The organism is Streptomyces lydicus, assembly GCF_000717345.1.
Taxonomy (GTDB): domain Bacteria; phylum Actinomycetota; class Actinomycetes; order Streptomycetales; family Streptomycetaceae; genus Streptomyces; species Streptomyces lydicus.
The window spans coordinates 70,110-78,096 of sequence record NZ_JNZA01000035.1 but is presented as its reverse complement, the minus strand read 5'-3'; the positions used below and the strand labels follow the sequence as shown (position 1 = coordinate 78,096).

Annotated in this window: 8 protein-coding genes; 3 read left to right on the top strand and 5 right to left on the bottom strand. The window is 73.2% G+C overall.

Features of this window, described 5'->3' with window-relative positions; translation table 11 throughout:
• Positions 1-69 precede the first annotated feature (69 nt).
• Positions 70-516: an anthrone oxygenase family protein gene (locus OO62_RS28260; protein ID WP_033270443.1), complete on the bottom strand. Its 447-nt coding sequence runs from the start codon at positions 514-516 to the stop codon at positions 70-72.
• A 103-nt stretch (positions 517-619) separates the two neighbouring features.
• Between OO62_RS28260 and OO62_RS28255 the strand changes: the two genes are divergently transcribed.
• Together OO62_RS28255 and OO62_RS28250 are read left to right on the top strand one after the other, a co-directional pair.
• Entirely contained in the window at positions 620-1,195 is a 576-nt protein-coding gene (locus OO62_RS28255) for a TetR/AcrR family transcriptional regulator (protein ID WP_033270442.1), read from the top strand.
• A gap of 164 nt (positions 1,196-1,359) precedes the next feature.
• Positions 1,360-2,802: an MFS transporter gene (locus OO62_RS28250; RefSeq protein WP_051733678.1), complete on the top strand. Its 1,443-nt coding sequence runs from the start codon at positions 1,360-1,362 to the stop codon at positions 2,800-2,802.
• A gap of 108 nt (positions 2,803-2,910) precedes the next feature.
• Here the strand turns inward: OO62_RS28250 and OO62_RS28245 are convergent, their stop codons facing one another.
• The 4 genes from OO62_RS28245 to OO62_RS28230 are packed head-to-tail and all read right to left on the bottom strand — an operon-like array spanning position 2,911 to position 6,756.
• A complete protein-coding gene (locus OO62_RS28245) occupies positions 2,911-3,516 on the bottom strand; it encodes a response regulator transcription factor (protein WP_033270441.1) in 606 nt (201 codons plus the stop codon).
• A complete protein-coding gene (locus OO62_RS28240) occupies positions 3,513-5,012 on the bottom strand; it encodes a histidine kinase (protein WP_033270460.1) in 1,500 nt (499 codons plus the stop codon). The genes OO62_RS28245 and OO62_RS28240 overlap by 4 nt, the downstream gene beginning before the upstream one ends.
• Before the next feature lie 5 nt (positions 5,013-5,017).
• Positions 5,018-5,746 carry an ABC transporter permease gene (locus OO62_RS28235; protein WP_033270440.1) on the bottom strand — a complete coding sequence of 243 codons (729 nt, stop codon included), beginning with the start codon at positions 5,744-5,746 and terminating at the stop codon, positions 5,018-5,020.
• Positions 5,746-6,756, bottom strand: a complete 1,011-nt coding sequence (locus OO62_RS28230; RefSeq protein ID WP_051733677.1) for an ABC transporter ATP-binding protein — start codon at positions 6,754-6,756, stop codon at positions 5,746-5,748. Before OO62_RS28230 ends, OO62_RS28235 begins: the two co-directional genes overlap by 1 nt.
• 337 nt (positions 6,757-7,093) lie before the next feature.
• Here OO62_RS28230 and OO62_RS28225 point away from each other — a divergent pair, with 337 nt between their 5' ends.
• Positions 7,094-7,969, top strand: coding sequence for a MaoC/PaaZ C-terminal domain-containing protein (locus OO62_RS28225; protein ID WP_033270438.1), 876 nt, complete (start codon positions 7,094-7,096; stop codon positions 7,967-7,969).
• Positions 7,970-7,987 lie beyond the last annotated feature (18 nt).

Below are 7,987 nucleotides of genomic sequence, written 5' to 3'. Positions count from 1 at the left end.
CACCGAGATCTACACAGAGTAGATCGTCGGCAGCGTCAGATGTGTATAAGAGACAGGTCCCGCACGTCCCTAGACCAGGGCGGCGACGAACAGGGTGAAGGCGAGCACGATGACGGCCACGCGGACGTAGTGGAATCGGTCCCAGCGCCTCATCTGCTGCTTCCAGTCCGCGGGTACGCCCTCGTGGGACCAGGTCGCGACGCGCGAGTTGATCGGGACGAGCAGCAGGATCGACATCACCACGCTCAGTACGAGCAGCGCGGTGCCCGCGATGACGAGTGGCGCGCCCGTGCCGCCCCGGCCCAGGACGGCCCACGCCGCGCCGAGGACGACCGAGCCGATGTACCAGAACGGCATGACCCGGCCGAGGATCCGTGCCCCGTCGCTGCGGGCGTCGAGACCGCCGTCGTTCGGGAGCCGGTCCAGGATCGGATTGACGAACACCGCCACCGCGAACTCCACGCCCACCATCAGCCCCACCACGACGACCGTGACGACGGTCAGTACGTCCAGCATGTCCCCTCCCGAGGAATGATTCCAGGGTTCCTAGCAGCGCTAGGTTCTGTTTCGATGCTAGACGTGTCATTGCTCTATTGTCTAGCGGTGCTAGCATCGAGCCATGTCGGTACGTGAACGCAAGGAACGCGAGCGGGCCCAGCGCCACAGGCTGATCGTCTCCACGGCCCGGGAGCTCGCCGAGGCCCACGGGTGGGACGCCGTCACCACCCGCCGGCTCGCCGAGCAGATCGAGTACAGCCAGCCCGTGCTCTACGGCCACTTCCGCGGCAAGAAGGAGATCGTGGGGGCGGTCGCGCTGGAGGGGTTCGCCGAGCTGACGACCGCACTGCGCACCGCGGTGGCCGAGGGGCCCGCCGGCCGGGAGGCGGTGGCCGCGCTGGCTCGCGCCTACACCGGCTTCGCCGCGGACAACCCCGCCCTCTACGACGCGATGTTCAGCCTCGACAACGGCCTCCCCTTCGCCGACGAGGCCACGCCCGCTCCGCTGCGGGAGGCGTTCGGCGCCCTGCTGGATCCGCTCGTCGACCACGCACACCCCGATGAGCCGGGGCTGTTCGTCGAGACGTTCTGGGCCGCGCTGCACGGACTGGTCACCCTCACCCGCGCCGGCCGCCTGCCCGCCGACCGGGTCCCCGACCGCCTCGCGCTCCTGGTCGGCCGGTTCGTCCCCAAGTAGGGGCGCTGCCCGCGCGGTTCGGCACGAGTCGGACTGCTGGGCCCCGTCCGGCGGCCAACTCCGCCTCCGCCCTCCGTCCTTGGTCCTAGGACCCGCCCTAGGACCCCGGTCAGGTGGCAGATGCACCGATATCCCGATGCGGGAGGGAAGCGGCCGATGCGAGCATGGTCCGCATGCCCCCGATAGCCACGCCCGCCACCCTGTCCGGAACGTCGCGCCGCACGGCCGCACCGGCCTGGCTGGTCATGCTGCTGGTCTGCGCCGGTCAGTTCCTGGTCGTCCTGGACGTCTCCGTCGTGAACGTGGCGCTGCCGGCCGTACGGGCCGGACTGGGCCTGAGCGAGCTGGGCCTGCAGTGGATCGTCAACGCCTACGTCATCACCTTCGCGGGCTTCATGCTGCTCGGCGGCCGGGCCGCCGATCTCTTCGGCCGCAAGCGGATCTTCGTGCTGGGGCTGGCGCTCTTCACCGTCGCGAGCCTGGGCGGCGGACTGGCCCAGCAGCCCTGGCAGTTGATCGCGGCCCGCACCGTCCAGGGAGTCGGCGCCGCGGTGCTCTCCCCGGCCACCCTGACGATCCTCACCACGTCGTTCCCGGCCGGCCCGGCCCGTACCCGCGCCATCGCCACGTGGACGGCGGTCGGTGCCGGCGGTGGCGCGGTGGGCGGACTGGTCGGCGGGGTGCTCACCGAGTACCTGTCCTGGCGCTGGGTGCTGCTCATCAACGTGCCGGTCGGGGCGGTGGTGCTGATCGGCGCGGTGCTGTGGCTCACCGAGAGCCGGCAGGGAGCCGCGCGGCGGCTCGACGTGCCCGGTGCGCTGCTGGTGACCGGCGGCCTGGGGCTGGTGGCGTACGGGATCGTGCGGACCGAGACGGACGGCTGGGCCTCGTCCTCGGCGCTGCTGCCGCTGGCCGCCGGGCTGCTCGTGGTCGCCGTCTTCCTCGCCGTGGAGGCGCGCTCCAAGGCGCCGTTGATGCCGCTGGGACTCTTCCGGCTGCGGTCGGTCTCCTCGGCGAACGGGGCGATGGTGCTGGCCGGTGCGGCGATGTTCTCGATGTGGTACTTCCTGTCGCTCTACGTGCAGAACGTGCTGGGCTACCGGCCGTTGCAGGCGGGCCTCTCCTTCATCCCGCACTCGCTGTCCATCGTCCTCGGCTCCAAGATCGGGCCGCGGCTGATGAACCGGGTGGGCGCGAAGACCCTGGCCGTCTCCGGCGCGGTGATCTCCGCGGCCGGTATGGCGTGGCAGGGCACGATGGACGTGCACGGGACCTATCTCGGCACCATCCTCGGGCCGGGCGTCCTGATGGCGCTGGGCGCCGGGCTGACGGCGACGCCGGTCGCCGCGATCGCCACCTCCGGCGCGGACCCGGCGGACCAGGGCCTGGTCTCCGGCCTGATCAACACCTCCCGCCAGATGGGCGGCGCGCTGGGCCTGTCGGTGCTGTCCACCGTCGCCGCCTCCCGCATCGCGGCGGGGCACGGCCCCGCGGCCCGGGCGGCCGGGTACGGCCTGGCGTTCCACGTCGGTGCGCTGGTGCTGCTGGCGGCCCTCGTGCTGATGGTCGTCGCCCTGCCGAGGCGGCGGGCGGACACCGCGCACTAGGGGTTGTCGCGAGCGTGGCGTGAGGCGTGAGGCGGCCCGTACGGGAGGTACCGGTCGCCGATCAGGGGGCGGGCGGCCCCGCTGCCGTGCGTCCCGCCGTCCGCGTCGTCACAGCCAGCCGTTCTGCCGGGCGGCCCGTACCGCCTCCATGCGGTTGCGGGTGCCGGTCTTGCCGATGGCCGACGAGAGGTAGTTGCGCACGGTGGCCTGCGAGAGGTGGAGCTTGCCGGCGATGTCGGCGACCGTGGCGCCGTCCACCGCCGCCGTGAGGACGTCGCGTTCGCGCTGGGTCAGGGGGTTGGGGCCGGCACTCAGCGCCGCCGCGGCCAGTCCGGGGTCGATCACCCGCTCCCCGGCGAGCACCCGGCGGATCGCCGCCGCGAGATCCTCCACCGGCCCGTCCTTCACCAGGAAGCCGGACGCGCCGGCCTCCATGGCGCGGCGCAGATAGCCGGGGCGGCCGAACGTCGTCACGATCAGCACCTTGCACGACGGCAGCTGCTCGCGCAGATCGGCCGCGGCGTCCAGGCCGCTGCGGCCGGGGAGTTCGATGTCCAGGAGGGCGATGTCGGGACGGGCGTCCAGCGCGGCGGCGACGATCTGATCGCCCGCCGCGACCTGCGCCACGACCTGCATGTCCTCCTCCAGGTCGAGCAGCAGCGCCAGCGCGCCCCGCATCATTCCCTGGTCCTCCGCCAGCAGGACCTTGATCACCTGGTCAACTCCTCCGTGTCCGTTCCGTCGCCCGTGCCGACCGGCAGTTCGGCCGTGACGCGGAACCCGCGCCGGCCGTCGGGACCGCTGCGCAGGGTGCCGCCCGCCGCGGCCAGCCGCTCGGTCAGCCCCTTCAGGCCGGTGCCACCGACCGGTCCCGCACCGTCGGGACGCCACGCCGGGCCAACCACCGCGTCCGGAGCGGCCGTGGCACCCGTGGCCGCGGTACCCGGGTCCGCGGCGGCGGTGTCCGCCGTGCCGTCCACGTGCTTCCCGCCGTCGGGGCCGTCCGCTGCCCGCTCGTTGTGCCCGCCGGTCCCGTCGTCCGGGTCCTCGCCGTCGGCCACCGCGCCGCCGCGTCCGGGGACGCGGTCGCGGAGCCAGGCCAGGCCGGATGCCGGGTCAGCACCGGAGCTTACGGGACCGCGGCCGTCGTCCGTGATCGTCAGCCGCACCCGCTCCTCGTCGGCGTGTACATCGATCTCGCAGCGGGTCGCGCCGCTGTGCCGGACGGTGTTGGTGACCCCTTCGCGGACCACCCAGCCCAGCAGCGCGCCGGCCTGCGGCGGCAGCGGCGCCCCGGCTTGGCGCACCACGGGCTCGATGCCGGCCGCCTCCAGCACCGAACGTGCCCGGTCCAGTTCGGTGGTCAGGCTGCCCTCGCGGTAGCCGGTGACCGCCTCGCGGATCTCGGTCAGCGCCTGCCGGCCGACCGCCTCGATGTCGGCGGCCTGGGCGAGTGCCGCGTCCAGATTGCGCGGCGCGAGCCGGCGGACCGCCTCGGCCTTGACGACCACCACGGACAGTGTGTGGCCCAGCAGATCGTGCAGGTCGCGGGAGAAGCGCAGCCGCTCCTTCTCCACGGCGCTGCGGGCGAGTTCCTGCCGGGTGGTGTTCAGTTCCTGGATGGTGTCGAAGAGGCTGAGGACGGTGGCCGTCACCATGCCGGACAGGAACGTGCCGTAGCCGATGCCGAACGAGCCCCCGGCGTCGCCGTGCCGCCAGCCGTTCAGATACCCGGCGGCGCCGCTGAGCGCGATCAGCCAGAGGGCGAGCTTCTTGCCGCGCAGCGCACGGACCGTGCCGGAGGCCAGCGACAGCAGTGGGAAGAACAGGAACCAGCTGCCGCCGAAGCCGAGCGCGATGGCGAAGGTGACGGCGGTCAGCAGGCCCAGGGCGATCAGCGGCCGGCGGGAGTCGCGCAACCGGGGGTTGAACGATGACCAGACGACGCTGATGTAGAGGGAGTTGAAGGCGAGCAGGCCCAGGCCGCCGAGCCAGGGGTTGTCCGTCTTGCCCTGGATGACGTTGGAGAAGGCACCCAGGCCCATCAGCAGCCAGGGCAGGAAGGCGTACTTGCCCGGCCCCTTCCGGTCCCTGGCCCGCCCCTTCGATGCACACACGTCACCGTCGGCGCTGCTCGTGGCCCCGGCACCCCGGCTTCCCGGCCCCTGCCGCTGTCTGTCCGTCACCGTTGCTTCCCAGGTCTGCGTCATCGTCGTCACACCGTCCGTGCGGCCCGGCGGTACGCGTACACCGCGTAACCGCCGAAGAGTGCCATCCAGGCGGCCAGCACCGCCACCGCGCCCAGGCCCGGGGCGCCGCCCTGGGTGACGCTCTGCCCGAGCTCGGCGAAGCGGTTGCCGGGCGTCCAGGCGGACAGCGTGCGCAGCCAGCCGGGGAACAGCTCGGCGGGGAACCACAGCCCGCCGATGATCGAGAGCAGCAGCATGCAGCCGGTGTTGACCACGCCCGTCGACTGGGCGGACAGGCGGTAGCCGTTGCCGAGCCCGAGGAGGGTGAACGGCGCGGTGCCGATCCACAGCAGCGCGGCCAGCGCGGCCCACTGCCAGGCGGCCATCCGCACCCCGTTGACCAGCGCGCCCACCAGCAGGACGGCGGCGATGGCCGGCAGCACCGTCACCGATCCCGTCAGCCCGCGGCCCACCACGACGCGCACCGGCCCCATCGGCGTGATCCGCAGCTGCCGCAGCCAGCCCAGCTGTTTGTCCTCCGCCACGCCGGTGCCGGCGCCGAGGGCCGCGCCCAGCGCCCCGTACGCGGCCATCCCGACCATCGAGGCGGTTTTCCACTCCATGGGGGCACCGCCGGGGCCGGTGCCGATGTTGGTCATCAGGACGTACATCAGCACCGGCATCCCGATGCCGAAGATGACGAAGCCCCGGTCACGCAGCGTGCGGCGGACCTCGAGGCGGACGTAGTCGAGCATCACACGGTCTCCTTCGCGGACGCGGTGGCGGCGGATGCGGCAGCGGCTCCGGTGGCGGACGCCGCGGTGGCGGCGCCGGTCGTGGCGCCGGAGGTGAGGGCGAGGAAGGTGTCCTCCAGGCTGGCGGGGGTGACCTGGAGGCCGTGGACGAGGTCGAGCCCGGCCAGCGCGACGACGGTGGCGTCGGAGTCCGTCGTCCGCAGCAGGGCCCGGTCACCCCGGATCTCCACGGCGCTCACCCCGGGCAGGGCCGGCAGCGGCGCACTCGCCGCGCCCCGGAGGTCGAAGGACACCAGCGTGCCGCCCGTGCGGCGCTTCAGTTCCTCGCCGCTGCCGTCGGCGACCACCCGGCCGCCGTCGATCACCACGATCCGGTCGGCGTGGTCGTCCGCCTCCTCCAGATAGTGGGTGGAGAACACGAGGGTGTTGCCGCGGCGGGCGTAGCCCCGCATGGCGCGCCAGAACGTCCGGCGCGCGTCGACGTCCAGCGCCGCGGTCGGCTCGTCGAGCACCAGCAGCTCGGGGTTGCCGGCCAGCGCCACCGCGAAGCGGACCCGCTGGGCCTGCCCGCCGGACAGCCGGTCCACCCGCCGCCCCGCGAACTCGGCCAGCCCCGCCAGCTCCAGGGCCTCGTCGACGTCCATGGGAGCGGGGTAGGTGGCGGCGACGAAGGTGATCAGCTCGCGCACGGTGACCCGCGGGACGGCCTTGCCGTCCTGGAGCATCGCGCCCACCCGGCCCGCCCGTACGGCGGACTCCGGCGTGCCGCCGAACAGCCGCACCGTCCCCGTGCTCGGCGGCAGCAGCCCCAGCAGCATGGACAGGGTGGTGGACTTGCCGGCGCCGTTGCGGCCGAGCAGGGCCACCGTCTCGCCGGCGGCGATGTCCAGGTCCAGCCCCTGGACGGCCCGCACCGCACCGTAACTCCGCGTCACTCCGCGGAAGGTGACGGCCGTCCCGCCGTCCGTCCCGCTCACCGGCCCTGTCGTCCGTGTCGCTGCCGTTTCCATGTCCCGCCCCTCCGGTCGTTTTCCTGTCCACGACGCTACGGAGCGTTGCCGGTGCGAGGTAGGTGCGAAAGTGGGGGATCCCCCCCTGACAAATGTCATCGGTCCGCCGTCCGGGCGCGTATCTGACAAAGCGTCAGAGGGTCTTCCGGGTGCCGGGCGGATCGGCTATACATGAGGCCATCGGCTAGAACGCGTTCTAGAAGTGTGCCATGCGCCCGCCGCGGCGCCCGCAGTGCTGCCGGAGCGCGGCCGCGCCGACCAGAAACGACCCCGGCACGGTCGACGGTGCGGACGGCCGGGCCGGGGTCTTCCGCCGTGGTGAAGGAGCGCCCGCCCCATGCCCATCGACGCCGTCAAGGCCACCTCCGCCGAGCCGCGGACCACCGAACTCGCCTGGGACCACAAGGACGTCCAGCTCTACCACCTGGGCATCGGCGCCGGCGCGGCCACCCCGGAGAAGCCGCACCCCGCCACCGACCCGGACGAACTGCGCTACACCCTGGAGAGCGCCCTGCACGTCCTGCCCAGCTTCGCGACCGTCGCGGGCGGGGGCATGGCGCTGGCCGGCGGGCTCTCCGCCCCGGGCATCGACGTCGACCTCGCGGCCGTCCTGCACGGCGGCCAGACCGTCACCGTGCACCGCGCCCTCCCCGTGCGCGGCCACGCCACCCAGACCTCGACCGTCCCGGCTGTCCATGACAAGGGCAAGGCCGCGGTCATCGTGCTGCGCTCCGAAGTCGCCGACGACGACGGCCCGTTGTGGACCTGCGACACCCAGATCTTCGTCCGCGGCGAGGGCGGCTTCGGGGGCGACCGCGGCCCCTCCGCCCGCCTCGAACTCCCCGACCGCGCCCCCGACCTGAGCACCGAACGGCACATCCGCGCGGACCAGGCACTGCTCTACCGCCTCTCCGGCGACTGGAACCCGCTGCACGCCGACCCGGAGTTCGCCCGGCTGGCCGGGTTCGACCGGCCGATCCTGCACGGGCTGTGCACGTACGGGGTGACGCTCAAGGCCGTGGTCGACACCGTCCTCGGCGGGGAGGTGGCCCGGGTGCGGTCGTACGCCACCCGGTTCGCGGGGGTGGTCTTCCCGGGCGAGACGCTCCGCCTCCGCCTGTGGCGCGAGCCCGGCCGGATCCAGGTGTCGGTCACCGCTCCCGAGCGCGACGACGCGCCGGTCCTGGCGGACACCGTCGTGGAGCACAGCTAGGCATCGAGCACAGCCGGT